The organism is Aquihabitans sp. McL0605 (assembly GCF_049993875.1).
GTDB lineage: Bacteria > Actinomycetota > Acidimicrobiia > Acidimicrobiales > Iamiaceae > Aquihabitans.
This window is the reverse complement of the sequence record NZ_CP188252.1, coordinates 1,222,518-1,248,985: the sequence shown is the minus strand read 5'-3', so window position 1 is coordinate 1,248,985 and position 26,468 is coordinate 1,222,518. Positions and strand designations below refer to the sequence as shown.

Sequence of the window (26,468 nt, the reverse complement as noted above, 5' to 3'; positions counted from 1 at the left end):
TCGGCGATGACCGCTGCTACGCCGCTGAGCTCGTTCGACATCGACGGGAGGGTGGCGATCGTGACCGGCGGGAGCCGGGGGATCGGTCGGGCGATCGCCACGGGCTTCGCGTCGCTCGGGGCCCACGTGGTGGTGGCCAGCCGCAAGGCCGACGCGTGCGACGACGCCGTCGCCGAGATCACTGAGGCCGGCGGCTCGGCGCTGGCGGTGCCCACGCACGTCGGCGACGTCGACCAGATCGAGGCGCTGGTGGCGGCCACCGTCGAGCGCTTCGGCGGCGTCGACATCGTGGTCAACAACGCGGCCAACCCGCTGGCCCTGCCGATCGGGTCGATCACCCCGGAGGCGCTGGCCAAGTCGTACGAGGCCAACCTCCGCGGGCCGCTGTTCCTGGTGCAGTCGGCGCTGCCCCACCTGCGCGCCAGCGACCACGCGTCGGTGGTCAACATCATCACTGCCGGGGTGTTCACCACCGGCGCCTACGTCTCGATGTACGTGGCGGCCAAGTCGGCCCTGCTGTCCATGACCCGCTCGATGGCCGCCGAGCTGGTGGCCGACGGCATCCGGGTCAACGCCATCGCGCCGGGCACGGTGCGCACCGCGATGGTGGAGTCGGCGTCGGAGGCGTTCCAGGAGTTCGCGGTGGGCTCGCAGCTGATCAAGCGCATGGCCGAGCCCGACGAGATGGTGCCGGGCGCGCTGTTCCTGGCCAGCGACGCGTCGTCGTTCATGACCGGGCAGGCCCTGGTGATCGACGGTGGCATGACCGTCCACTGAGGCGCCGCCCCAGACCCACGGAGGGCGACGAAACCCCCTACGGTCCCCGCATGTCCGCACCCAACGTCCTGCTGATCATGACCGACGAGGAGCGGTACCCGCCGCCGTACGAGTCGGCTGCCGTGGGCGAGTTCCGGCGCTCCCAGCTCACGGCGCGGGAACGGATCCGCCAGGGCGGGGTGGAGCTCCACCGCCACTACGCGGGGTCGACGGCGTGCGTGCCGAGCCGCGCCACGCTGCACACCGGCCAGTACCCGTCGCTGCACGGCGTGTCGCAGACCTCGGGCATCGCCAAGCAGAGCTGGGACGCCGGCATGCGGTGGCTCGATCCCGATGGCGTGCCGACCCTGGGCGACTGGTTCCGCGCCGGCGGCTACCAGACCCACTACCGGGGGAAGTGGCACGTGAGCCACGCTGACCTCATGATCCCCGGCACGCACGAGGGGCTGATGGCGTCGGACGGCGACGGCCGGGCCGTGCCCGAGATCGTCGAGGCGTACCGCAAGGCCGACCGGCTCGGCCCGTTCGGCTACTCCGGGTGGATCGGCCGCGAGCCGCACGGCGCCGCCAAGGCCGACAGCGGGACCGTCCGCGACGGCGTGTTCTCCGAGCAGGTGGTCGACCTGTTCGGCGACCTGGCCCGGGCCACGGCCGACGGCCCGTGGCTGGCGGTGGCCTCGTTCGTGAACCCGCACGACATCGCGTTCGCCGGCGGCCTCTACGAGCTGCTGCTCGGCGCCGACGGGTTCGACGCCACGGTGCCCGAGATCGACGAGCCGCCGTCGCAGGCCGACTCGTTCGCCGGCCGGCCCGCCTGCCAGGAGCTGTTCACGAAGGTGTGGCCGCAGATGGTGGCGGCGGCCCCGACCGACGGGGCCTACCGCCGCCTCTACTACTACCTGCACAAGCTGGTGGATCAGGCGATCGGCCGCATCCTCGATGCCCTCGAAGCCTCCGGCCTGGCCGACGACACCATCGTGGTGTTCACCTCCGACCACGGCGACCTGCTCGGTGCCCACGGTGGGATGGTCCAGAAGTGGTGCAACGCGTACGACGAGGCCATCCGCGTGCCGATGCTGGTCAAGGGCCCGGGCATCGAGCCGTCGGCCTCCGGCATCGCCACGCCCACCAGCCACGTCGACCTCATCCCCACGCTGCTGGGCCTGGCGGGGATCGATGTCCAGCGGGCGGCCGCGGGCGTGGCCGAGCACCACACCGAGGTCCACGACCTGCCCGGCCGCGACCTGAGCGCGGTGCTCACCGGCTCGGCCTCGGAGGCGTCGGTGGCGGCGCCCGTGTACTTCCTCACCGAGGACGACATGACCCGGGGCGCCACCCAGACCAACCTCCTCACCGGGGCCTCGTTCGATGCTGTCCCCCAGCCGTCGAACATCGAGGCCGTGATCACCGCGCTGCCCACCGGCCCGGGCGGCGCCGACGAGCTCTGGAAGCTGAACCACTACTACGAGCGCCTCGACGAGTGGAACGCCGATCACGGCATCGCTGCCAACCCGTTCGCAGCACCGGCGGCCGAGCCCGTGGTGGAGGTGCACAACCTGACCACCGATCCCGAGGAGCGCACCAACCACGCCGACGACGCCGCCATCGTGAGCCGGCTCACCGTCGTCCTCGACGCCCAGCGGGATCAGAAGCGCCTGCTGCCGAGGCTCCGCAACCCGTAGACGCCGACTAGCCGATCGGCTACTTTGGGGACCGCGATCGTCAGGGGCACGTCGAGGGGGCGGGTCCGTCGGTCGATCCAGCACGCGTCCTCGAACCAGACGGAGTTGCGCCATGTCCGACCAGTCCCTCGACCGGGACCTCCAGGACTTCCTCGAGATCCGCCAGCCCGGCGCCGACTACGAGGAGCTCAAGCGGGACGACTTCGCCATCCAGCTCGGCGTCGACCTCGAGAACTACAAGAAGTTCCCGCGGGTCGATGACGCGGTCACCTATCCCAAGGTCCGCTACGACACCCGCGCCGACATCGACGTCGAGCACAGCCAGGACCTCTCCGACTACAGCGGTCCGTTCCAGCAGGACCTGCGCTTCTCCGACTTCTCGCGCGAGGCGCTGGTGCGGATGCTGGGCATGAGCCACGAGTACTACGTGCTGCTCGTCGAGGCCTGGGCCGGGGAGATCGCCGCCCGCCAGGGCGAGGAGAAGATGCAGGAGATCCAGACCGCGGTCTGGACCAACGGCGTCGGTCCCCACCTCGACCGCATCACCCAGGAGTGGGGTGCGCTGCCCGACGTCGACGTGATGCCCGAACTGGGCTCGGGCGTGGTGACCTTCAGCCTGTTCGCCCCCGATGCCCGCTACGAGGAGCTCGACAAGGAGCAGCTGGTCAACCTGGCGCTCGGCAGCCACGAGCTCCTCCTCCTGGTCATCGAGTGCTGGGCCGCCGAGATCGTGGTGCGCGACGGGCTCGACGAGATGTTCGACATCCAGTGGGTGTTCTGGAGCGAGAAGGTGCTCCCCGAGGTGCGCAACCTCAAGGGCCGCTGGATGAACATCACCACCAACGACGTGGCCGCGTTCATGAAGGACATCCAGATCGATGCCACCTCGTTCCCCGGCAAGGCGTTCGACCTGATCTTCGAGATGCCCGAAGAAGACGTCGGCATCATGACGTTCAACAAGTGCTGCGCCCCCGATCAGTGGGAGGCGCTGGGCCGGCCCGACATCCTGGAGAAGAACTGCCACTCCACCTGCCCGGCCTCGCTGATCGAGACGGCCAAGATGTACAACCCGAACATGAAGGTCGACATCTTGGCCATCCCCCCGCGGGTGTCCGACGGCGATGTGTGCTGCAAGTGGAAGCTGAGCATGCGAGACGAGTCGGACCCCGAGTTCGTGCCCATCGAGCTCGGGCCCACCCACCGGTCCGCGGCCTCGTAGCCGCCTCGCGACCGGTGGCGGGCGGCGCCGGCCGCCCCCGGTACCGTGCAGCCATGCCGCCGTCCGACCTGCCGCCCGCGCGGCTGGGGTCGGTGACGCGGTCCGCCGCGCAGTCCCGGATCATCACTGCCGCGCTCGAGCTCTTCGCCGAGCAGGGGGTGAGCGGCACGTCGCTGCAGATGATCGCCGACCGGATCGGGGTCACGAAGGCGGCGGTGTACCACCAGTTCCACACCAAGGACGAGATCGTCATCGCGACGGCCGAGCAGGAGCTGGCGCGCCTCGAGGCGGTGCTCGACGTCGCCGAGGCGGCCGAGGCCGCCGGCTCCCGCGACCAGGCCCTCGAGGTCCTGCTCGATGCGGTCATCGACCTGGCCGTCGAGCGCCGCCACATGGTCAGCGTGCTCCAGAGCGACCCGGTCATGGTGCGGTTCCTGGCCGAGCACGAGCCGTTCCAGGAGGTGATGGCGCGGATGTACCGCGTGGTCATCGGGGCCGACGCCGACGTCGAGGCGCGCGTCCCGGCGGCGATGCTGGCCGCCGCCATCGGGGGTGCGGTGGTGCACCCGCTGGTCATCGACCTCGATGACGACACCCTGCGCCGCGAGCTGCTCCGCCTCACCCGGCGGCTGTTCGGCCTGCCCGATTGATCCCCCGGACGGGGGAGCGGTCCGGCTCCGCGCTCCGTACGATGGCGGACCCATGAGGTGGGCATCCGAAGGCGAACCAGAGGTCCCGGCGGTCCCGGTGGATCGGCCGGCGCCGTTCAGCGTCCTCCTCCAGGAGTGGATCGACAGCGACCACGACAAGACCGTGGGCGACCTGGGCGACGTGTTCGCCGGCAAGAGCTTCGCCGTGACGATCCTCATGCTCATGCTCTTCCCGGCGCTCCCGCTCCCCACCGCGGGGCTCTCGCACGTGCTGGAGGCGGTCACCGTCGTGGTCGCCGCGCAGATGGTGCTGGGCCGCAGCGTCCTGTGGCTGCCGGATCGGTGGCGCACCCGGGAGCTGGGACCGTCGCTCGAGGACAAGGCGGTGCCGTGGGTGGCGCGCAAGATCAGTTGGGCCGAGCGCCACAGCCACCCGCGCGGCGTCCACATCTTCCGGGACCGGCTGCCCCGCCGCTTCCTCGGGCTGCTGATCGCGGCGCTGGCCACCGCGGCCGCCGTGTCGCCGCCGTTCTCGGGCCTCGACACCATCCCCTCGATGGGGGCGGTCATCATCGCCCTGTCCATGATCCTCGAGGACATCGTGATCCTCGCGGTGGGCATCGTGGTCGGCGCGCTCGGCGTGGCGATCAGCGTCGCCATCGGCGCCGCCGCCGTGCGCTTCCTCTCCGGCCTGTTCTGACCGGCGGTGGCCCGCTCGCCGAGCGGGCGGGCGGGGGCGACGGACCCGCACCCCGGTGCCGAACGCGGGGACGGCGTCGACCTCGTCCGGCGTGGTCAGGTAACCTGACATTAGTGTCATTTACGGCCCTCGACCGGTACGCTGCCGACCGTGGGAGATGCGACCTTCGCGGAAGTGGGGATGGTGGTGATCGCACTGGTTGCGGCGTTGGCGTGGGGGCGCTCCGCGAGGAGCGCCCGCCAGCGGGCGAGCAGGGCGATGGCGGCCCAGGAGATGACGCCGGAGCGCCCACCGCAGTAGGGGGCCAGGCGCGGAGCCCGGGCCGCGGCCCGAGGTGTTCACCGCCATGGAGCTGGCTACGTTCGAGACGTTCCTGCTTCCAGGCCGGGAGGCGCGCCTCGCGACGGTTCAGGCGCCGGGGCGGAGGCGGGAGGCCGGCTGGTAGTTGGGGCCCGCCGTGACGTCGACCCGGGCCAGCAGCTGCTCGCACGGCGGCTCGAACGCCTCGGCGAACCAGCGCGACCGCTCGTCGCCCAGCAGCTCCCAGGGCAGGGTGGTGAGGCGATCGGTGTCGTCCTCGATCTGCTGGCGCAGCGCCACCCCATCGGGGAGCACGGTGCGGTCGGCGGCCAGGCGCTTGCGCTGGAGCGCGGCCCAGCCCGCTTCGAGCTCCTCGGGTGCGGTGCCGCGGGAGGTGGCGAGCCAGTCGGGCTCGTAGCCGAGCCATGCGTTGTGGAGGATCGAGGCCTCGGCCTGCCCGAGCCCGGCGGCCACGGTGATCGCCCAGTGCGTGTCGCCGCGCCACTCGCGGATGCAGTTGACGGCGTGCCAGCCCGACAGGAGCGGATCGTCGGGACGGGGGAGCGCGAGGTGGGCGCCGTAGAGCACCCGGCCCATGGCCGGCAGCTGGTCGACGACCGGCCAGAGCACCGTTCCCAGCTCGCTGAGGGGCTCGACGATCGACGGTGCGTGCTCGCGCAGTCCGGCCGCGATCGCCTCGTCGCGGGCGGCGCGGAACGCTTCGAACCGCTGGGCGTCGCCGACGAGGTCGAACGTGGCCCGGATGCCGAGCGCGCTGATGGATCCGAACGCGGCGATGACCGCGTCGGGCCCGGCCCCGGCCAGCGGGGCGCCGCGCGAGGCGATGTAGCCGAGCGGTTCGGCGAAGGCCTCCGGCAGCCCGAGCGCCACGTAGCGCTCGACCGCGCCCGGGTCCCAGAAGACCCACCCGATGGTGGTCTGCACCGATCGGGCGTTGCGGCGGGTGGTGGCGATCCAGTCGGTCACGGCGGCGAGTCTCGCACCCGCCGCCGCAGGCGATCGGCCCGAGCAGCGGCTCAGACGGTGACCGGGGCGAGCAGCAGGTCGCGCATGTCGTCGCTGAAGGTGGCGTAGTCGCGGGCGCCGTTGCTGATGTCGTAGTCGCGGGTCTCGCCGTCGGCGAACGCCACGTGGATCAGCTGGGCGTACTTGCCCTTGGCCTCGGCGGTCACGCGGATCTCGGAGCGGTTCCACACGTCGGGCGGACCGGTCACGGCGAAGGCCTCGCCGCGCTTGGGGAACTCGAACAGGTGGACGCGGTGCGCGGTGACGGCGACCAGGTCGTTGCGGGCGGCGTCGACGCGGGCGCTCACCTGCTGCTTGCGGAACAGCCGACCGGCGATCGGCGAGAGGGTCCGGAGGGCGCCGGCCGCGGCGTAGTCCTTGGTGAGCCCGGCGGCGTACCCCGCGGAGGCGAGGAAGCCGACGGCCAGGATGGGCTCGTCGATGTGCGGCTGCAGCTGGGCCAGGTAGGTCTGGCGCTGCTCGGCGGCGCTGGGGATCTTCATGGGTGCTCCTCGGTGTGGGGCGCCGACGGAGCGTCGGCGCTGAGGATCAGTAGACGCCGATCCGGTGCTCCGCACATGAGCAGCGGCTACTCATCCTCGGGGCCGATCACGGCCGTCGGATGAACAGGGATGGAAGGTTCCGCAGGTCCGGACACATTTCCCGCCCGGTCGTGGTAGACCCGAAGCTGATCATCTTCGGCACCTCCAGCTGCCCGTGAGGGGCAGGCCTGGCGCCCGTGCCGGGGTGAGCACCACCCCACCCCGAGCGAGGACGGTCCGAACGTGGTCGCGGAAGAGATGCTGGCCTCGTGGTCCGAGTCCCCGTCCCGGGCGGCCATCGTGGCGTTCGTGCAGGCGGTCACCGATCCCGACGGCGAGCGCTACGTGCCCGAGCCCGAGCGGGTGGCCGTGTTCGACAACGACGGCACGCTCTGGACCGAGAAGCCCATCCCGATCCAGCTCGACTTCACCCTGTTCCGCATGGCCGAGCTGGCCGCGGCCGACCCGAGCCTGGCTGAGGTGCAGCCCTACAAGGCCGCCGCGGAGAAGGACTACCACTGGCTCGGCGCCGCGATGGTCAAGCACTACCACGGCGACGACGCCGACATGGGGCTGCTGATGGCGGCCGTCGAGAACGCCTTCGAGGGGCTCACGGTCGAGGCGTTCGCCGCCGAGGTGTCGTCCTGGCTGGAGACCGCCCGCCACCCCACGCTCGACCGGCCGTACCTGTCGTGCGGGTTCGTGCCCATGATCGAGCTGCTGCGCTACTTCGAGGCCAACGGCTTCACCAACTACATCGCCTCGGGCGGCGACCGAGACTTCATGCGGCCCTTCGCCGAGGGGCTCTACGGCATCCCGCCCGAACGGATCATCGGCAGCGCGCTCGGGCTCACGTTCGATGAGGGCTCCGACGTCACCGGCCTGATGTACAAGTCGAAGATGGAGGTCTTCGACGACGGCCCCGAGAAGCCGGTCCGCATCTGGGGGCGCCTCGGCCGCCGCCCGGTGATCGCGGTCGGCAACTCCAACGGCGATGTCCAGATGCTCCGCTTCGCCCGCACCGACGATCGCCCCGGCCTGCGCCTCCTCGTGCTCCACGACGACGCCGACCGCGAGTTCGACTACACGCAGGGCGCCGAGGACGCGCTCGCCCGCGCCGCCGACCACGACTGGACCGTCGTGTCGGTGGCCGACGACTGGACCACGGTCTTCCCCGCCCTCTGAGGCGTGCCGAGACCCCACCGACCCACCCACCCCACCGGCGGTCCCTGCGACCGTCCGAGCAAGGAGCACCGAGCAGATGGCAGATGACCAGAAGAAGCCCAACATCGTCGTGATCTGGGGCGACGACATCGGCATCACCAACCTGAGCTGCTACAGCGACGGGCTGATGGGGTACCGCACGCCCAACATCGACCGCCTCGCCGACGAGGGGATGCGCTTCACCGACTCGTACGGCGAGCAGAGCTGCACCGCCGGCCGGGCCGCGTTCATCACCGGCCAGAGCGTGTACCGGACCGGGATGAGCAAGGTCGGGTTCGCCGGCCAGAGCATCGGCCTCGACCCGGCCGACCCGTCCATCGCGGCGCTGCTCAAGGGCCAGGGCTATGCCACCGGGCAGTTCGGCAAGAACCACCTCGGGGATCTCAACAAGTTCCTGCCCACCAACAACGGCTTCGACGAGTTCTTCGGCAACCTGTACCACCTGAACGCCGAGGAGGAGCCGGAGCTGCCCGACTTCCCCAGCATCGACCACCCGAAGCTCCGCAGCCTGATCATGCCGCGGGGCGTGCTCCGCACGTTTGCGACCGACGAGGACGCCGGCGAGGTCGACGAGCGCTACGGCCCGCACCTCAAGCAGACCATCGAGGACACCGGCCCGCTCACGAAGAAGCGGATGGAGACGATCGACGACGAGATCGCGGATGGCGCCATCGACTACATGCAGCGCAAGGTCGCCGAGGACGTGCCGTTCTTCCTGTGGATCAACTTCACCCACATGCACCTGCGCACCCACACCAAGCCCGAGAGCGTCGGCCAGGCCGGCGAGTGGCAGTCGCCGTACCACGACACCATGATCGACCACGACAAGAACGTGGGGCAGGTGCTCGACGCGCTCGACGAGCTCGGCATCACCGAGGACACGATCGTCGTCTACAGCACCGACAACGGTCCCCACGCCAACTCCTGGCCCGACGGCGCCACCACCCCGTTCCGCAGCGAGAAGGACACCAACTGGGAGGGCGCCTTCCGCGTCCCCGAGATCGTCCGCTGGCCCGGGCACATCGCCGCCGGGGTCGTGTCCAACGAGATCATCCAGCACCACGACTGGCTCCCCACCTTCCTGGCCGCCGCCGGCAACGACGACATCGTCGAGGAGCTCAAGACGGGCCACACCGTCGGTGACCGCACGTACAAGGTCCACATCGACGGCTACAACCTGCTGCCCTACCTCACCGGCGAGGTGGAGCAGAGCCCGCGCCAGTTCTTCTTCTACTTCTCCGACGACTGCGACGTGCTCGGGCTGCGGTTCAACAACTGGAAGATCGTGTTCATGGAGCAGCGGGCCGTCGGCACGTTGGGCATCTGGGCCGAGCCGTTCACCGCGCTCCGCCTGCCCAAGCTGTTCAACCTGCGCACCGATCCGTACGAACGGGCCGACCAGACGTCGAACACGTACTGGGACTGGTTCCTGGACCACGACTTCTTCGCGCTCTACGGCTCGATCATCGGCACGATGTTCCTCGAAACGTTCAAGGAGTTCCCGCCTCGGCAGGAGTCGGCGTCGTTCACCATCGACCACGCGGTCCAGAAGCTGCACGAAGTCCTTGCCGGCCGGTAGCGGCTCGCCGACGGCCGACCACCCTGAGGTGGAGATCCCCGAGGGCACGTTCCTCATGGGGTCCGACCGCCACTACGCCGAGGAGGCGCCGGCCCACCAGGTGCGGGTCGACGGCTTCTGGATCGACCGGGACCCGGTCACGAACGCGGCGTTCGCCGCGTTCGTGGCCGGGACCGGCTACCTCACGGTGGCCGAGCGGCCGCTCGACCCGGCCGACTACCCGGGCGCGCCCGCCGAGAACCTGGTCCCCGGTTCGCTGGTGTTCGTGGGCACGCCTGGGCCGGTCGACCTCCGCCATCTGTCGCAGTGGTGGGCGTGGGCGCCGGGTGCGTCGTGGCACCACCCCGAGGGGCCGGGCTCGGGCACCGACGGCCGGGCCGATCACCCCGTCGTCCACGTCGCCCACGAGGATGCCGTGGCGTACGCCACCTGGGCCGGCCGGGCGCTGCCCACCGAGGCCGAGTGGGAGCGGGCGGCACGCGGCGGCATCGAGGGCGCCGAGTTCGCGTGGGGCGACGACGCCCGACCCGGCGGGCGCCTCATGTGCAACACCTGGAACGGCGACTTCCCGTGGCGCAACGACCTCGCCGACGGGTACGCCCGCACCTCGCCGCCGGGCGCGTTCCCGTCCAACGGCTACGGGCTCCACGACATGACCGGCAACGTCTGGGAGTGGACCGACGACTGGTACACGTCCGAGCACCCGGCCGACGCCGACAAGCCCTGCTGCATCCCGACCAATCCCGCCGGCGGGTCGATCGAGGGCAGCTTGGATCCGCAGCAGCCGCAGTTCGCCATCCCCCGCAAGGTCATCAAGGGCGGCTCGCACCTGTGCGCCGACAGCTACTGCCTGCGCTACCGGCCGGCCGCCCGCCGCCCGCAGATGATCGACACCGGTACCAGCCACCTCGGCTTCCGCACCGTCCGCCGCCCGTAGCTCAGGTGCCGAAGTCAGCGCCCGTAGATCATGTGCCCGTGGGTCAGCGGCCGAGCTCGTCGTTCATCTCGTCGGTGAGCTCGAGGTCGAGCGCATCGGGGTCGCCGTGCTCGTGGAGGCGCCAGCCGGTGAACCGGGGCATGAGGCGGCCGATGGCGACTGCGCCCACCACGCAGGCCATCCCGCCCGAGACCACCGCGAACTGGGGTGAGGTGAGGCCGGCGACGGCACCGGACTCGAAGTCGCCGAGGCGGGGGCCGCCGGTGACCACGGCGATGTGGACCGACGACAGCCGGCCCCGCAGCCGGTCCGGGACGCTCAGCTGCATGATCGTGTTGCGGAACACGGCCGACACCACGTCGGCGGCGCCGGCGGCGGCGAGCAGCACCAGGCTGAGCGCCAGCACCTTGCTGAGGCCGAACGCGGCGATCGATGCACCCCACACGATGACGGCGATGACGGTGGCCCGGCCCTGCCGGTCGATGCGCGTGACCCAGCCCGAGGTGACGGCCCCGACGATGGCGCCGGCGCCGGGTGCGGCGTAGAGCAGGCCCACCGCGAACGCGCCGCCGAACGCGGTGCCGATCGCCGGGAACAGGGCCCGGGGCATGCCGAAGATCATGGCGTTGAGGTCGATGACGAACGAGCCCTGGAGGGCTTGGCGGCCCTTCAGGAACCGGAGCCCCTCGACGATCGAGCCGAGGCTCGCCTTGGTGCCGCCACCCTGGGGGAGCATCGGCTTCATGGCGACCAGCGCGGCGATGGCGATGCCGAAGCTGGCGAAGTCGATCCAGTAGGTGGAGGCCAGGCTCACCTTGGCGATGAGCAGCCCGCCGATGGCCGGGCCCACCACGGTGCCCACCTGCATGAGGAGCTGGTTGAGGGCGGCGGCGGCGGGAAGGTGCTCGGCCCCGACCAGCTTGGGGATCGCGGCGGAGCGGGTGGGGACGTCGAGCCCGGAGAACGCCTGCTGGAGCATGACCAGCCCGAAGATCAGCCAGACCTTGGGTGCCGACGACATGGCGTTGAGGGCCAGCCCGAGGCTGGTGGCGCCGATGAGGAACTGGGCCAGGAGCAGGAGCCGCCGCCGGTCGTACTGGTCGGCCAGGGCGCCGCCCACGAGGGATCCGACGATGAGGGGGACCACGACTGCCAGGCCGAGCAGGCCGACCATGAACGACGAGCCGGTGATCTTGTACACCTGGTACGGCGCCGTCACCGCCGTCATCTGGGTGCCGATGAACGAGACCACCTGCCCGCCGTAGAGCAGTCGGAACTCCCGCGACGCCTTGAGCGGCGTGATGTCGACGAGCAGCTTGGGCACCTGGAGAGGGTACGGACCCGGCGCCGAGTTCGGAAGGTCCTCCGCTCCTCAGAGGAGCGGGGCCGGCGGGGCCGGCGGCGGGCGGGCCCGCGGCAGACCGGTCAGCTCACCCCGACGCGGGCGGTGGGGGTGAAGCGCACGGGCAGGTGCTTGATGCCCCCGACGAGCGGCACGCCGAGGGCGTCGAGCAGGACGGGCTCGCCGGTCAGCTCGATGTCGGGCAGGCGGGTGAGGAGCTGGCGGAAGGCGACCGACAGCTCGCGGCGGGCCAGGTGGGCGCCGAGGCAGAAGTGGGGGCCGGGCCCGCCGAAGCCGACGTGCGGGTTCGGGTCTCGCCGGACGTCGAAGCGGTCGGGGTCGTCGAACACCAGCGGGTCGCGGTTGGCGGCACCGTAGAAGAGGATGAGCTTGTCGTCCTCCTTGAAGTCGTGGCCCGAGAGCGTGAGGTCTCGGGTGACGGTGCGGCGCATGAACGTGACGGGGGAGGCGACCCGCACGATCTCGTCGACCGCGGTGGCGGTGACGCCGTCGAGGTCGCCCTGCCAGATCGCCCGCTGGTCGGGGTTCTGCGAGAGCAGGTGCATCCCGTGGCTGAGCGCCGTGCGGGTGGTGTCGTTGCCGGCGACCGCCAGGAGGATGAAGAACGGCCCGATCTCCTCGGGGGTGAGCATGTCCTCGCCGAGGTCGTTGTGGACCAGGGCGGACGTGAGGTCGTCGGTGGGGTTCTTGCGGCGGAACTCGGCCAGCTCGTTCATGAGCCCGATGAGCTCCATGCCGGCACCGAAGAAGGCACCGATCAGCTCGTTCGGGTCGACGGTCTCGCCCGGGAGGCCCATCATCTCGGCGTCACCGCCGCCGAGGATCACGTTGGTGGCGCGCAGCACCGTGTCGAACTCGCTGCGGGGGATGCCCATCATGTCGCAGATGACCAGCAGCGGGAACGGCTGCGAGAGGGCCTGGACGAGGTCGACCTCGCCCTGCTCGCACATGTCGTCGATGACCTCGGTGCAGATCGTCTCGACCGAGTCGAGCACGCCCTGGAGCTTCCGAGGGGTGAACGAGCGGGCGACGATGCCGCGCTGGCGGGCGTGGCGGGGGTCGTCCATGGCGATGAACGAGCCGAAGAACTCGAGCGCCTCGGGCGGCATGTCCGAGATGTTGGTGCTGCCCTTGCCCGAGCAGTAGTCGAGCGGGTGGCGGCTGATCTCGACCAGCTCGGCGTAGGCGGTGACGGCGAAGAACTCGTCGACCTCGTCGGTCAGGAGGTTGGGGATCTCCGACCGGGTGAACGGCCCTTGGGCCCGCAGCGCGGCGAAGTCGTCCATGCGGTCCTGCAGCGGTCGCCGCCAGAACTCGGCGTCGGCGATGGTGAGGCCTTCGGTGCTCATCTGGGTTCCCCTCGTGGTGCCCCGCCCGGCCGCACGCCGAACGTCAGCTGGCACCGTACCGCCGTCGCCGCCCCCAAGTTGACCGATCGGTCAACTTCGCCCCTCGGGGACCGTGAGATCGGGCCGGCCGTGAGGCTGATGGGCGAATCGGCGCGCCCCGACGCGCGGGCGCGCCGACTCGCCCGCGGTGGTGCGGGCGAGTCGGCGGATCGCGTGGGTGGGGCGCTGCCGAGCGGTCGGTTGGTTGGATCCGCTCATGTCGGAGTTGGTTCGGGTCTCCGTCCCAGGGGGCCTGTCGATGCTCAGGCGGTGTGGTGGTAGCGGGGTGGGGGGATGGGGGTGTGGTTGGTTCTTCGGAACTCGAGGCCGGTGGGGCCTCGGGTGATGGGCCAGCCGTGGTGGGCGAGGCGGTGGTGGTGTTGGCAGAGCAGGACGAGGTTGTCGATGTTGGTTTCGCCGCCGTGGCGCCACCAGGTGAGGTGGTGGGCTTGGCAGCGGTGGTGGTTGGCGTGGCAGCCGGGGTGTTCGCAGGTGCCGCCGGAGCGGGCGAGCAGGGCGGTGAGCATCGCGGCGGTGATGAGGCGGCGGGTGCGGCCGACGTGGAGGGGTTCGCCGTCGTCGTCGGTGACGACGAACGCGATGTTGGCTCGTTCGAGGAGCTCGCGGAGGGTGTGGCGGCCGATGGAGCCGCCGCCGAGGATGCGGGCGGCCCAGCGGTCTCGTTCGGTGCCGGTGAGGTTGGCGTGGTCGAGCAGGGCGGCGAGGGTGGCGGTGATGACGACGAGGGGTCGGGGCTGGCCGCGCCGGCTGCTGGTGGAGCCGTCGGTGATGAGGTCGAGGAGGGCGGCGGCGACGAGTTGGGGGTGGGTGCGGTCGTCGCCGGTGAGTTGGCCGGTGCGCCGCCAGGTGTCGATGCGGGCGTCGAGGGCTTCGACGAGGGTGGCGAGCGATTCGGGGGTGAGGTCCATCGCCACGAGGCCGCGGCCTTGGAACCCGACGACGATGGTCATGGTGTCGTCGTCGGTCTGGGGGCCGGGATCGCGGTCGGGGTCGTTGCGGCCGAGCTCGGCGAGGGCTCCGTAGCGCCACTCGATGAGGCGGGCCGCCAACCGGTCCGCGGTGAGACCGGTGGCTTCGGTGACGAGGAGGGCTTCGTCGCGGTCGAACACCTCGGCCACCTCGGCCCGGCGGGCCCGGGTCAGCTGGTGCAGGTGCGACAGGGGCAGCGACCCCGCTGCGGCGGCGGCGGACACGTGGGGCATCGACGCCGCCAACAGGCCGGTGCGGCGCAGCGCCCCCGCCGTGGTGCGGCCCGCACCCGTGTGGTTGACCAGCCAGGTGACCGGGGTGGACGACCCGTCGCCGGTCCAGTCGCCTGACGCCTCCCACCCCGGCACCGCCGCCACCGCGGCCCCATCGGCCATCGCGCACAGCTCCGCACGCGCTTCCAGCAGCACCGACAGCTCGACGCCCGCAGCCCCGCGCACGTCGATCCCCAGCACCGCGTCGACCAGGGCGTGCGCCCGCACCAGGCGGGCAGCAGCAGCATCGGCCTCGGGTCCATCGAACATGTGTTCCATGCTACGCCGAGGGTCTGACACCCAAGCCCGTCAACCACCACCAATATCGGACATCCTCAAACATTTTCGATGTCCGATTTGGTGCCGCTCGGGTCGGAGCTGGCTCCCCACAACGGGTGCCGCCGGCGATGTCCGATTTGACCGCGGTGGGTGGTCGGATCGGTCATTGACAGTGATGGGCGTGGGGTTGATGATGCCCGAGCTGTCGCTACTGATGAGTAGCTGATTTGGGCGGACGGCACCTTCTTCAACCTGGGGGTTCCGACGGTGGATGGTCAGATGCTTCGCGCCCGTGCACGTGCGGGCGGATCGTGGCGGCGCGCGGTGTCGGCGCTGCTGGGGTCGTGCGTGCTGTCGGCGGGCCTGGCGCTGGTGGTGGGTGCGGGCCCGGTGGCTGCTGACGCGTCGGCCGACTACCAGGCGGCGGTGGCGGCGGATTCGCCGACCGGGTACTGGCGGTTCAACGATGTGGTGGCGGCGACGCCCGCTGGGTGCGCGGCGGATCCGCAGTACTGCTCGCAGTACTCGGCGGCGACGACGGGCTTGAGCGAGTCCGGGGATGCGCGCTGGTACGGACCGCCGTTCGCCACGGAGCCGCATGGGATCGCGGAGAGCCAGGCCGTGCACCTGAGCGGTGGACCGGAGTCGTGGGTGGATGTGGGCACCGAGGGGGAGTTGGGGTCCTACCCGGCCGCGTCCACCGAGCTCTACTTCCGGCCGACGGCGTGGCAGAGCGGCTCGGAGGTCCTGCTGGCGACGAAGTGGGGCTTCACGCTGGCGTTGGACCACGGGGCGCTGATCCTGAGCGACCGGCCCGACAACGGGCCGGCCTCGCGGATCCACGTCGACACGAGCGGTCTCGGGACGGTGAGCCTGGGCGATTGGCACCACCTCGTCGTCCTGTGGGACGCCGTGCACCACACGCTCGGGATCGTGGTGGACAAGCGGCTGTGGTTCGCGTTGCCGACCGGCGCGCACTGGGCTCCAGATCCGTCGAGCTGGGACGGGTGGACCGGGCTGGGGGTGGGTTCGTGGCCGGGCGGGAACTGGGGAAGCCACGACCTCGGTTTCATCGGTGATGTCGACGAGCTGGCGGTCTACCCGGGTCTGCTGTCGCAGCAGCAGATCGGGAGCCACATGGGTGCGGCAGGGCTGACCGTGCCGTCCGACGATCCGGCGATCACGCGGTACCCGAGCGCCGCGGAGCGGTACGGGTCGAACCCGGCGCTGCGCAACGAGCTGTGCGTGACGTGCCTGCGCGGCGATCCGGTCGACACGTTCACGGGCAACTTCCACGAGGACCTCCCGGGGCTGTCGCTGCCGAGCCGCGCGGGAGGGCTGGGAGTGGGGCTGGCGTACAACTCGCTGGCGGTGGACAGCTCGGCGGGCAAGGCGGGGTTCGGGTTCTCCACGTCGGCGATGGCATCGCTGCGCACGAACGACGCGGACGGTTCGAAGGACGTGGTGCAGGAGACGGGTGCGCTCGTGCCGTTCGCGAAGGACGGGTCGGGGTGGAAGGCGCCGGGGAGGTTCTCGGCCACCCTGGTGCACGAGACCGACGGCACCTGGACCTTCACGCGCAACCACACCGAGACGCTCACGTTCCGTTCGACCGGCGAGATCTCGCAGATCCGGGACCGGTTCGGCGACATCACCCGGTACCGCTATCCGGCGGGGTCGAGCCTGCCGGATCAGATCACGGATCAGCCGACCGACGCGCTGGCGGCGAGCACCGGCCACTTCCTGGCCCTCACCTGGACGAGCGGGCGGCTCACGAAGGTCACCGGCCCGACCATCAACGGCACCGAGGTATCGATGGTCCTCACCTACGACAGCGCCGGCGAGCTGACCGACTACCGGGATCCGTCAGGGGGCCACTGGGTGTTCGGCTACGACGGGTCTCACCGGGTGACATCGGTGCGCAAGCCCCGCCAGGCCACCAAGGCCGTGACCCTCGTGTACGACGCGGTGGGTCGGGTCGAGTCGCAGACGAACGAGCTGGGGGCCGAGACCACGTTCGCCTACGACCAGCCGGCGGTCGACTCGACCACCACCACGGTCAAGGGCGGTGGCACGGCACCCGACCGGGTGAGCGTCGACCGCTACGTGGACGGCCGACGGGTGGAGTCGATCGAGGGCTACGGGACCGCGGCGCAGTCCTCGACCCGGTTCTCCTACGACCCGGTCACCAACGCGCTCACTTCGGTGGTCCGCTCCGACGGCAACTCCGCCACCTCCGATGACCGGGTGTGGACCTATGGCGAAGACGCGGTCGGGAACAACACCTCGGAGACCGATCCCACCGGTCGCGTCACGCGCTGGGCGTACAACTCGTCCGATCAGGTGACGTCGGTCGCGACCGGGGAGACCGCCGCGCCGCTGTCGCCGTCGACCACCGCCGTGGTGACCACGAGCTACTCCTACAACGCGTCGAACGGCCGGCTCGACTCGGTGACCGCCGCTGTCGGGACCAGCGATGCGGCGACGACCGCCTACACCTACGGCGACTCGGCGCACCTGGGTGATGTGACCACGGTGACCGACGCCCGGTTGAAGGCGTGGCCAGAGGTGCACGACCCGGTGACGGGTCTGGTGGTGTCATCGAGCGACCCGCTCACCCACACCGCCACCACCACCTACAACGCGCTGGGGTGGCCGACGGTGTCGACGTCGCCGCGGGGCAACGCGACGGCCGCCGCGCACGACTTCGAGATCACCTACGAGTACGACTTGGCGGCTCGCACGACCACGGTGACGGGCCCGGCCGGCGATGTGACGGTGACGGTGCTCGACGCGGACGGCAACACCGCGTCGGTCAAGACCGGCACCGGGACCGGTGACACGACGAGCTACGACTACACCGACACGGATCAGCTCTCCGTGGTGCACCTCCCCGGCGGGGCGACCAAGAGCTACCTGTACTGGCCCGGTGGAGAGCAGAAGCGCTTCACCAACGAGAACGGCGACCACTGGGACTACACCTACGACCCGGCGGGCCACCTGCTCACGTCGGCGGATCCCAAGGACCGCACCGAGACCTACGGGTACGACGCCTACGGCAACCTCACCACCGTCACCCAGGCCGCCGCGGGGGCGACGTGCACGGCCGCCACCAAGGTCGGCTGCGTCACCTACGCCTACGACGCGGCGGGCCGGCCGACGGGCATCGACTACTCCGACACCGCGACACCAGATGTGACCGGCATCGGCTACGACGCGCTCGGCCGCCGCACCGCGGCGACGCGCGCGGCCACGGCCACCTCGACGGCGGCGACCGAGTCGTGGGGGTGGAACGCTGCGTCGGAGCTGACCTCGCACGTCGACGTCAACGGCCAGACCACCAGCTACCGCTGGGACCCGACCGGCAACCTCGATCGGATCCGGTACCCAGACCAGACCGTCGACGTCGTGCGCGGCTTCGACGACGCCGGGCGGCTCACGACGGTGAAGGACTGGGCGGGCCGGGTCTCGGGCTTCGACTACGACGAGGACTCGAACTGGACCACGTCCACCTTCCCCATGCCATCCGGCACCGCCAACACCGACGTGTACGGGTACGACGCGGCCGGTCGGATGACCTCCGCAACGTGGCGTCAAGGCCCGAGCACCGGCACGGTGCTCGGCTCGGAGACCTACACGAGGCCCACGTCGAAGAAGGGCATGGTCGACACCACCACGACGACGGGCACCGCCACCACGTCAGGAGCCAACCCGACCACGAACACCTACGACGGTCGGGACCGGCTGACCGCCGCCGGGTCCGAGAGCTTCGCGATCGATCCGGCGGGCAACCTCACCAAGGGCCCCAGCGGTCAGCTCCAGGTGGTCGATCCGGCGCAGCAGCTGTGCTGGACATCGCCGATCGCTACGACCGGGACGTGTGCCTCCCCGCCGTCGGATGCGACCACCTACTCCTACGACGAGCGCGGCAACCGCACCTCCCAGCAGCCCGTCGGTGGCGTCGGGTCGAAGTTCACCTACGACCAGGCCAACCGGCTCACCTCCGCAGACGTGCCGTCGGTCCAGGGCGGTGAGGGTCAGCTGGCCACGTTCTCGGCGGCGCGCCTCCTCGACACCCGCAGCAGCAGCACGATCGGGGCGTGTGACCCTTCGCCGTGTGCCCGCCTGGCGTCGGGGGTGTCGAAGACCGTGACGCTCGCGGGCCAGCCTCCGCTGCCGGCCTCGAACGTGGCGGCCGTGTGGGCGACGGTGACGGTGATCAGCCCGTCGGCGAGCGGCTACCTGAGGGTCAACGCCAACGGGACCGCAGCGTCGACGACCCTGAACTACGCGGCGTCGACGAACGCCAACATCACCGCGATCATCCCCTTGACCGATGGGAAGCTCACGCTGGTGGCGTCGACGGCCACCGATGTGGTGCTCGATGTGACCGGCTACTTCAAGACGGCGGGCTCGACGGCGGACACCTACCGGAGCTCGACGCCGTCGCGGCTGGTCGACACGCGCAACGGAACCGGAACCTGTGACGGGAACCCGTGCAGCACTCGCGCTGCGGGGCAGACCACCTCGGTCACCGCGGCGGGACAGGCGGGGCTGCCGGCGTCGGGTCTGCATGCGGCGGTGATCTCGCTCACCGTCATTGCGCCGGCATCGCCGGGGCAGGTCAAGGTCGACAACGGGTGGGGCGGTGGCGGCGCCGCGACCATCAACTACGTCGCGGGGCGGACGGTGAACGAGACGGTGGTCGTTCCGGTCGACAGCGGGGGTCGCTTCACCCTCTGGACGGGGACGGTGCTGGATGTCGTCATTGATGTGTCGGGCTACTTCACGGTGCCGTCGGTGTCGTCGCCGGGGATGGCGTTCCATGCGACCAGCGGCGCGAGTCGTCTGGTCACGGTGGCTTCGGGCGGATCTTCGGGTCCGTGCGTGGGCGGGTCGTGTGGGGCCCTGGTGGGGTCGGTGCGTCAGCGGATCCAGGTGGCGGGCCAAGACGGGGTCCCGTCGAGTGCGGTTGGGGTGGTTGGTTCGGTGACGTTCACCGATCCCGCCGTCGATGGGTACGTGCGGCTGAACCCCACGTTCTCCACGGGGATGGGCCTGGGCGCGGACGAGACCGTGAACGTGCTCAACGGCCAGGTGCGCAGCTCGGTGGTGCTCCTGCCGCTGAAGTCCGATGGGACCATCGAGATCGTGGCGACGGCGGCCATCGCGACGTGGAGCTTCGACATCGCCGGCTACTTCACCCAGCCGACCGGCACCTTCACCTACGGCTACGACACCACCGGCACGCGTGCCACGAAGACCGATCCCGATGCGGTCACCACCGAGTTCACCTACTCCGCCGGCGCCGGCCTGCCGCTGCTGTTGCGACAGAAGACCGGCAGCGCGTCGACGTGGATCATCTACGGCCCCGGCGATCAGCCCATCGAGCAGATCGACAACGCCGGCACCGCCACGTGGCTCCATCACGACCAGCTCGGCTCGGTCCGCCTGTCGACCTCGAGCACCGATGGCACCGAAGCCTCCCGGCGCACCTTCAACGCCTACGGCACCACCAAAGCCCAGTCCGGCACCCAACCGCTGTTGGGCTACGCCGGCCAGTACACCGACGGAGAGACCGGCTTCCAATACCTCCGAGCCCGCTACTACGACCCCACCACCGGCCAGTTCCTCAGCGTGGATCCGCTGGTTTCGATTACCGCTGCACCGCTCGCCTACGCTGACCAAAATCCAGTGCATTCTGGGGACCCAAGCGGGCTATGCACGCACGGGTTTGACTGTTCTGGCGACTATCTTGGCGGTGTCGAGTCAAATGGGGGAATGACATATACTGGAAGCCCAGTTCTCGTAACGCCCAACTGTGATCAGGGGATCAATGTTGACGGACGGAACCAAGATATGGACGCCGACGGCAACCTTCAACAGCGACGCACTGGAGGCCAGCTTGGTGGAAATGATGGATTCCGCATTGACTTCGATCGTATCGCGAGCGAGTTGCGTGATCTTGCGAGTCCAAGCAATGTTGGATCGTGCATAGCCGGAGGAGCGACCGACGCGGTGAGCGGCGGCATAGTCGGATCCGCCATCCCTGGCATGGGAACGTTCTGGGGCACTATTCTTGGAGGCGCAATAGGGTGCGTTAGTTCGGCCATGAACGGCGGAGCGCCGCCCGGGGCCCCGGGTCCCTAGCCGTGGTACGTCACAATCCCGGAAAGGCAGAAGCTACAGAACATGTATCAGAGATACATTGAGTGGTCCCTGCGGCAGTCAGTGAGGGTTCAGGCGGTTGTAGGCGGATTCATCTTCGGTTTGATACTTGGAGTGCCGGTGGCATTTGGCGGTGGAGTCGCCGCCTTTCTCGCAACGGTCGCGTTCTGCACTTGCGTCATGGCTGTGGTTGGCGAAGTTAGATGGCGACGTGATCGACAAGGAGGATAAGTAGCATGGCCTGTTCAGTTTCATGATTGAAATGATCGTCTTATCTATCGTTGGGGTTGGTGCTGTGGTTTGCGGCGTTGGTCACTTGTATTGGCCGGAGTCATGGAACGTGCCATACGTTCCTGAGGACTCAAGCCACGCTCAGGTTGGTAGAAAAATGCTCGCTCTGGCGTGTATTGCGATAATCATTCTTGCGATCCGAGGCATGTTCTGAATGGGTTCGCTCGACGGCATGGTCTGCAAACGCATCTCATGATCGTTGGTTCGAGGAGTTCGGATCTTTGGCTGCGCTTGACGGGCGCGACACTATTTATCATAAAGCACAAAGGATCCCTCGTTGGATCAGCGGTATCTAGGTTCAGTTGATGGGCATATGGCGTCGGGATAAATCTCGGGTGTTGGAGCGGGACAGCCGGGAGTCACTCGCCGGTGCGCGCGACGCCTCTCGACGAGGTAGCTGCCCTGCTGCACAACGTGCGCCAGGAGACCCGTTGATCCGATTTGAGGATGATGTGAACCAGAACAATGGGCCCGGCGGCCAGTGGGTACCTGTCGGTGACGACCAGCACGTCGGTGGACTTCGTGATCGACGTGTCGGGCTACTTCGCCAACCCCACCTCAACCAGCGTCGGCCTTGCCTATGAGCCGTTGGCGGCGTCGGTCCGTCTGGTCGACAGCCGGACCCCGGCTGGGAGCTGCGTGCCGACAGCATGCGCGCCGCTGGCCGCGGCGGTGCGCCAGCGGGTGCAGGTGGCAGGTCAAGGTGCCATCCCGTCGACGGCTACCGCGGTGGTCGCCGACCTCACGATCCTCAACCCGGGTGCGGATGAGACCGTGCAGATCAACCCCGACGGGTCGGCCGGGATGGGGACCCTGGCGGATGGGAAGGTGGTGTTCGACAGCACCGCGACGAACCGCAACAGCCTGGTGATGGTTCCCCTCAAGGCCGACGGCACCATCGAGATCGTTGCCAACCACTCCGCTGATTGGCTCCTCGACGTCACCGGCTACCTCGCTCAGCCCACCAGCACCTACGCGTACCGCTACGACACCACCGGCACCCGGGCATCGAAGACCGATCCGACCGGAGCCACCACCGAGTTCACGTACTCGGCCGGCGCCGGCCTGCCGCTGCTGTTGCGACAGAAGACCGGCAGCGCGTCGACGTGGGTCATCTACGGGCCCGGCGGCCAGCCGATCGAGCAGATCGACAGTGCCGGCACGGCCACGTGGCTCCACCACGACCAGCTCGGCTCGGTTCGCCTGTCCACATCGAGCACCGACGGCACCGAGGTCTCCCGGCGCACCTTCAACGCCTACGGCACCGTCAAAGCCCAAAGCGGCACCCAACCCCTCCTCGGCTACGCCGGCCAGTACACCGACGGAGAGACCGGCTTCCAGTACCTCCGAGCCCGCTACTACGACCCTGTCACCGGGCAGTTCATCAGTGTGGACCCGTTGATCGGTGCGACTCGGAGCCCTGTCGATTACGCCGCATCCAACCCAAGCGTGTATTCGGACATGTCGGGCAAATGGCCCGGAAGTGGGTTCGTAAAGAAACATTGGCGCGACCTTGCCTCTCGCTCGAGTGTGGACCATCGTCGCCATGGAAGCGTGTGATTTGATGCTTCAGCGATACAACGCGTGGGCGAGGCGTCAGAACGTCTTCGTGCAGACGGTGTGCGGGTTCGCGCTGCTCGACGTGATCTAAGTGACCGGTTGGACCGCAGGCCCCAGGACGCGGCGGGGCCACCCGACCGTTGGGATCGGGTGGCGCCGTGGAAGGAGTGGAGGGTCGCCCCTCCCACGGCACCGGGCTGCGTCGGTCGATCGCCCCCTCCTGCTCTGCGATCGACCGACGGACCTGGTGCCTCAGGGGATGATGCGCCCCTTGTACTCGGCTGAGCCGAGGATGTCGGAGATCTCGACGTTGATCGAGGCCTTCGCCAGCTCGGTGGTCAGCTGGGCCGCCGTGGGCAGCCGCTGGAGCATGTGGCGGTACACGATGACCGTCTGCACCTTGCGGAGGCTCTTGTTGCGGTACTCCGAGCCCTCGCTGAACTGGGTCATCATCGTTCCCCGGGGGAAGCCGCCGTCGAGCTTGTTCACCCAGAAGGTCTTGCCGCCGGCATCGGGGGCCCGTCCGAACAGGTTGCCGTAGACCAGGTTCACGAAGTCGGAGTTCGAGAGCGGTCCGTAGGTCCGGACGAACTCCGACGACAGCGCGAACTCCTTCGAGATCCGCTCCAGCGACTTGCCCCCCGTCAGCTGACCGAGCCAGTAGTCGTACCCCGACCGGTCTGGCGACCGGAGGAAGTAGGCGAAGTACAGGCGGGAGATGCGGGCCTGGGGGCCGGTCCCGTCGGGGCGGGCCACCGAGTTCGCCCCGTAGAAGAGGCTGCCCATGATCACGTCGGGAGCGGTCTTGCCCCCGCCCACCAGAGACGAGTGCACCGACGACTTCTCCGCCGCCGTGGCGCTGCGGCCCAGGAAGTCCTTGGCCTGCTGCTCGGTGAACGTGTCCGTCGAGAGGAAGGGCACGTAGGCGCCCGGGGTCACCGGCTCGCTGTCGGCGGCCGGTCCCGTGGTGCCGGCGGCGACCGCCTGCACGTGGAACACCCGGCTGACGTCGTTGGGTGCGGTGATCGTCTGGAAGGTGCCCGTCGCCGATGCCGGGAAGTCCGGGATCGTCGGCAGCGCCGGCGTGGCCGTCACCCGGTAGTGATCGATGGCGGCGGAGCCGGCCGTGGCCGCCCCCCACTTGAGCATCACCTTGCCGGCGCCCGCCTGGACGGTGACGCCGTTGGGGGCCGACGGGGCGGTCAGGGTGAGCCCCTGGCTGAAGTGCCAGTAGTGGAGCGTCACCTGGTCGGCGGCGATCACGGTGACGCCGGTGGCGTCGGTGATCGGAGCCTTCGACCCGCTGGTGTCGTTGATCCGGCCGGTGCCGGGCCGGCTCATGACCTTCTCACCGAGGCCGGCGCCGAACGCCAGCGTGGAGAGCGGGGCCGTCTTGCGGTAGATCGCCCCGCCGTTCTCGCCCTTGCCGCCGGCCACCTCGGGACCGGTCACGAACAGCTGGGCCGTCTGGTGGGTGGCGTCGAGCTCGAGGACCGGGCGGGTGGTGTTGGTCGAACCGACGTAGGCCGTGGTCCGGGTCCAGTTGCCGGTGCTCGACCGGTGCATCACCTCGATCAGCGGCTTGGAGCCGCTGTCCATGCGGGTCTTCACGGCGGCGTACACGTCGCCGTTGAGGGCCTTCAGGTTGACGTGGTCATCGCCCACGCCGATGCCGGTGTACGCCGCCTCGGCGGCCGCCCAGGTGACGGGGCCGGAGCCGGCCGCCGTGGTGGCGAACCAGAACCCGTCGTGGCCGACGGCCTGATCGCTCCACATGATGCCCACCTGGGTGCCGAAGGCGACCAGGGAGGCCACGTCATCGCTGCTGGTGGTGGCCTGCGCATCGGTGAGGGCCGCGGGCGCCGACCAGGTGTTGCCACCGTCGGTCGAGCGCTGCCAGTACACCTTGTTGGCCATGGCCCACGACGACCAGATGGCGCCGGTGCTGTCGACGTCGATCGTGAGCGACTCCATCTCGTAGTCGTTCATGTTCTTCGGGAAGCCGACGACCTTCGTGTAGGTCTTGGTGCCGGCGTCGTAGGTGAACTTGGTGATCTTCGTCTTGTTCGAGTCGGTGGTCTCCGCCACGCCCGTGGCGGTGCCGATGAACTTGTGCGACGCCACGTACAGGTTGTTGCCCGAGACGACGACGTCGAGCTTGGTGGTGCCCCGGTTGTCGAGCAGCGTGGCGGTGGGGACCCAGGTCCCGCCCGTCAGCTTGTAGATGTAGAAGTCGGCGTTCGCTCGGCCGGTGGACGACGGGGTGCCAGTCTTCAGCATGGCGGCGTACCAGGCGCCGTCCTGGAACCAGACCTTGCTCTGCGGCTTCGACACGGTCGGGTTGGTCGCCTCGACGTACGGCGCATCCTCGGTGCCGATGTCACCGACGGCGGCCTGGGCCTGCTGCCCCGCGAAGGGCAGCAGGGCCAGGACCACCGCGGCCCCGACGATGAGGGTCGCAGCTCGTCGTCGGGGCCGGGTGTGGTGGATCTCCGGGGTCGCACGGCCGCGCCCCCATCGGGTGCGTCCTTCTTCGGTGCGCGCTCGTGCTGATGTCATGGGACCCTCCAGTCGCCCGCGCCTTGTTCGGCGCTGAGGCCAGTGTCAGCTCGCCCGGTCGTCGGGACGACCGCTCGGAGGGTGAGGAGTCGTACGCCTTCTGTCTGAACCTGGCCCCACCAGGTCGTCGTACCGTGCGCGCATGGACACGTGGGCGATGAGCTGATGGGGCGCGAGACGCTGGTCCTCCTGTGCTTCGCGGGGCTCGTGATGCTCGCCGCCGTCCGCATGGTGCAAGACAGCCGGCTGCACGGCGCACCCAGCCCGGCCCGCCAGGTGGGGTTCGGCCTGTGCTGCGGGATCCTGGGCGCGGTGGCCGCCGCGGTGCCCTACGCCGACGTGGTGCCCGACCGCCTCGAGGTGCCGCTGCTGGTCTTCGTCCCGCTGGCGTTGGCCGGTGCGGTCGCACTGCACCTCACCCGGGCCCGGACGATCCGGCTGGGCGCCCGCGACCTGCGGCCCGGCGCCACCCCGATCCCGGCGCTCACCCGCCTCCACCCCTCGATCCCGTCCACCCCTGCCGTCGTGGTGCCGGTCGGGCCCGACGCGCCGGCGGCCCTGTCCGCCCCGCTGACGCTGCTCCCGCCTCCGCCCGACGCCGAGCCCGACGAGCCCGACGAGCCTGATGAGCCGCCGACCGACGACTCGCTCGCGGCTGACGCCGCCGCAGCCGGCGATGACGCCGATGCCGATGCCGATGCCGACGCCGTCGCCGAGCTGGCGACCGAGCTGGCGACCGAGCTGGCGACCGAGGGGGACCCGGCGCCGGTGGCCTCGGTGAGCGCCCGACCCAAGCCGGGCCCCGTCGGCGAAGGCTCCGACCGCACCCGCCGCCCCGCCCGAAACCTGCCCCGGCGCCCGCCGCGACCCCGCCGCACCCCAGCCGCGGCGCCGGAGATCGCGGCGGTCGACGGGGCCCAGTCCGTCGAGGGCTGACCGCCTGATCCCCAGGCGGCATCGGG

Annotated in this window: 17 protein-coding genes; 11 read left to right on the top strand and 6 right to left on the bottom strand. The window is 69.9% G+C overall.

Annotated features, from left to right (window positions below):
• Nucleotides 1-6: 6 nt before the first annotated feature.
• The 5 genes from ACPPVX_RS05620 (at nt 7) to ACPPVX_RS05600 (ending at nt 5,028) form a co-directional block, all read left to right on the top strand.
• Nucleotides 7-777: an SDR family NAD(P)-dependent oxidoreductase gene (locus ACPPVX_RS05620; RefSeq protein ID WP_426573917.1), complete on the top strand. Its 771-nt coding sequence runs from the start codon at nt 7-9 to the stop codon at nt 775-777.
• A 50-nt stretch (nt 778-827) separates the two neighbouring features.
• Nucleotides 828-2,459 carry a sulfatase-like hydrolase/transferase gene (locus tag ACPPVX_RS05615; protein ID WP_426573916.1) on the top strand — a complete coding sequence of 544 codons (1,632 nt, stop codon included), beginning with the start codon at nt 828-830 and terminating at the stop codon, nt 2,457-2,459.
• Between the two features lie 112 nt (nt 2,460-2,571).
• Nucleotides 2,572-3,678 carry a hypothetical protein gene (locus tag ACPPVX_RS05610; protein ID WP_426573915.1) on the top strand — a complete coding sequence of 369 codons (1,107 nt, stop codon included), beginning with the start codon at nt 2,572-2,574 and terminating at the stop codon, nt 3,676-3,678.
• Nucleotides 3,679-3,731: 53 nt separating this feature from the next.
• Nucleotides 3,732-4,328 (top strand): TetR/AcrR family transcriptional regulator, encoded by a 597-nt coding sequence (locus tag ACPPVX_RS05605; RefSeq protein WP_426573914.1) that lies wholly within the window; start codon nt 3,732-3,734, stop codon nt 4,326-4,328.
• Between the two features lie 52 nt (nt 4,329-4,380).
• Complete coding sequence (locus tag ACPPVX_RS05600) at nt 4,381-5,028, top strand: exopolysaccharide biosynthesis protein (RefSeq protein ID WP_426573913.1); 648 nt, start codon at nt 4,381-4,383, stop codon at nt 5,026-5,028.
• Between the two features lie 408 nt (nt 5,029-5,436).
• Here the strand turns inward: ACPPVX_RS05600 and ACPPVX_RS05595 are convergent, their stop codons facing one another.
• Together ACPPVX_RS05595 and ACPPVX_RS05590 are read right to left on the bottom strand one after the other, a co-directional pair.
• Nucleotides 5,437-6,315: an SCO6745 family protein gene (locus tag ACPPVX_RS05595; RefSeq protein WP_426573912.1), complete on the bottom strand. Its 879-nt coding sequence runs from the start codon at nt 6,313-6,315 to the stop codon at nt 5,437-5,439.
• 50 nt (nt 6,316-6,365) lie between these two features.
• Complete coding sequence (locus tag ACPPVX_RS05590) at nt 6,366-6,857, bottom strand: hypothetical protein (protein ID WP_426573911.1); 492 nt, start codon at nt 6,855-6,857, stop codon at nt 6,366-6,368.
• A gap of 297 nt (nt 6,858-7,154) precedes the next feature.
• Here ACPPVX_RS05590 and ACPPVX_RS05585 point away from each other — a divergent pair, with 297 nt between their 5' ends.
• The 3 genes from ACPPVX_RS05585 to ACPPVX_RS05575 all read left to right on the top strand — a co-directional run bounded on the left by ACPPVX_RS05585 (nt 7,155) and on the right by ACPPVX_RS05575 (nt 10,636).
• Nucleotides 7,155-8,081: an HAD family hydrolase gene (locus ACPPVX_RS05585; protein ID WP_426574993.1), complete on the top strand. Its 927-nt coding sequence runs from the start codon at nt 7,155-7,157 to the stop codon at nt 8,079-8,081.
• A 76-nt stretch (nt 8,082-8,157) separates the two neighbouring features.
• Nucleotides 8,158-9,699 (top strand): arylsulfatase, encoded by a 1,542-nt coding sequence (locus ACPPVX_RS05580; RefSeq protein ID WP_426573910.1) that lies wholly within the window; start codon nt 8,158-8,160, stop codon nt 9,697-9,699.
• 55 nt (nt 9,700-9,754) lie between these two features.
• Entirely contained in the window at nt 9,755-10,636 is an 882-nt protein-coding gene (locus ACPPVX_RS05575; protein WP_426574992.1) for a formylglycine-generating enzyme family protein, read from the top strand.
• Between the two features lie 43 nt (nt 10,637-10,679).
• Here the strand turns inward: ACPPVX_RS05575 and ACPPVX_RS05570 are convergent, their stop codons facing one another.
• The 3 genes from ACPPVX_RS05570 to ACPPVX_RS05560 all read right to left on the bottom strand — a co-directional run bounded on the left by ACPPVX_RS05570 (nt 10,680) and on the right by ACPPVX_RS05560 (nt 14,919).
• Entirely contained in the window at nt 10,680-11,960 is a 1,281-nt protein-coding gene (locus ACPPVX_RS05570) for an MFS transporter (protein ID WP_426573909.1), read from the bottom strand.
• Nucleotides 11,961-12,061: 101 nt separating this feature from the next.
• Nucleotides 12,062-13,348 (bottom strand): cytochrome P450, encoded by a 1,287-nt coding sequence (locus ACPPVX_RS05565; protein WP_426573908.1) that lies wholly within the window; start codon nt 13,346-13,348, stop codon nt 12,062-12,064.
• Nucleotides 13,349-13,650: 302 nt separating this feature from the next.
• On the bottom strand, nt 13,651-14,919 hold the full coding sequence (locus ACPPVX_RS05560) for a hypothetical protein (protein ID WP_426573907.1): 1,269 nt from the start codon (nt 14,917-14,919) through the stop codon (nt 13,651-13,653).
• 333 nt (nt 14,920-15,252) lie between these two features.
• Between ACPPVX_RS05560 and ACPPVX_RS05555 the strand changes: the two genes are divergently transcribed.
• Nucleotides 15,253-21,078, top strand: coding sequence for an RHS repeat-associated core domain-containing protein (locus ACPPVX_RS05555; protein WP_426573906.1), 5,826 nt, complete (start codon nt 15,253-15,255; stop codon nt 21,076-21,078).
• Between the two features lie 804 nt (nt 21,079-21,882).
• Nucleotides 21,883-22,947 carry an RHS repeat-associated core domain-containing protein gene (locus ACPPVX_RS05550; protein ID WP_426573905.1) on the top strand — a complete coding sequence of 355 codons (1,065 nt, stop codon included), beginning with the start codon at nt 21,883-21,885 and terminating at the stop codon, nt 22,945-22,947.
• A 252-nt stretch (nt 22,948-23,199) separates the two neighbouring features.
• Here ACPPVX_RS05550 and ACPPVX_RS05545 read toward each other — a convergent pair whose 3' ends face one another.
• Nucleotides 23,200-25,383: a DUF4214 domain-containing protein gene (locus tag ACPPVX_RS05545; RefSeq protein ID WP_426573904.1), complete on the bottom strand. Its 2,184-nt coding sequence runs from the start codon at nt 25,381-25,383 to the stop codon at nt 23,200-23,202.
• Between the two features lie 273 nt (nt 25,384-25,656).
• Between ACPPVX_RS05545 and ACPPVX_RS05540 the strand changes: the two genes are divergently transcribed.
• Nucleotides 25,657-26,442, top strand: coding sequence for a hypothetical protein (locus tag ACPPVX_RS05540; protein WP_426573903.1), 786 nt, complete (start codon nt 25,657-25,659; stop codon nt 26,440-26,442).
• The last annotated feature ends 26 nt before the right edge of the window (nt 26,443-26,468 follow it).

Coding starts and splice junctions, on each gene's coding strand:
- ACPPVX_RS05620 (WP_426573917.1), top strand. CDS start 7: ATGACCGCTGCTACGCCGCTGAGCTCGTTCGACATCGACGGGAGGGTG.
- ACPPVX_RS05615 (WP_426573916.1), top strand. CDS start 828: ATGTCCGCACCCAACGTCCTGCTGATCATGACCGACGAGGAGCGGTAC.
- ACPPVX_RS05610 (WP_426573915.1), top strand. CDS start 2,572: ATGTCCGACCAGTCCCTCGACCGGGACCTCCAGGACTTCCTCGAGATC.
- ACPPVX_RS05605 (WP_426573914.1), top strand. CDS start 3,732: ATGCCGCCGTCCGACCTGCCGCCCGCGCGGCTGGGGTCGGTGACGCGG.
- ACPPVX_RS05600 (WP_426573913.1), top strand. CDS start 4,381: ATGAGGTGGGCATCCGAAGGCGAACCAGAGGTCCCGGCGGTCCCGGTG.
- ACPPVX_RS05590 (WP_426573911.1), bottom strand. CDS start 6,857: ATGAAGATCCCCAGCGCCGCCGAGCAGCGCCAGACCTACCTGGCCCAG.
- ACPPVX_RS05585 (WP_426574993.1), top strand. CDS start 7,155: ATGCTGGCCTCGTGGTCCGAGTCCCCGTCCCGGGCGGCCATCGTGGCG.
- ACPPVX_RS05580 (WP_426573910.1), top strand. CDS start 8,158: ATGGCAGATGACCAGAAGAAGCCCAACATCGTCGTGATCTGGGGCGAC.
- ACPPVX_RS05575 (WP_426574992.1), top strand. CDS start 9,755: ATGGGGTCCGACCGCCACTACGCCGAGGAGGCGCCGGCCCACCAGGTG.
- ACPPVX_RS05565 (WP_426573908.1), bottom strand. CDS start 13,348: ATGAGCACCGAAGGCCTCACCATCGCCGACGCCGAGTTCTGGCGGCGA.
- ACPPVX_RS05560 (WP_426573907.1), bottom strand. CDS start 14,919: ATGTTCGATGGACCCGAGGCCGATGCTGCTGCTGCCCGCCTGGTGCGG.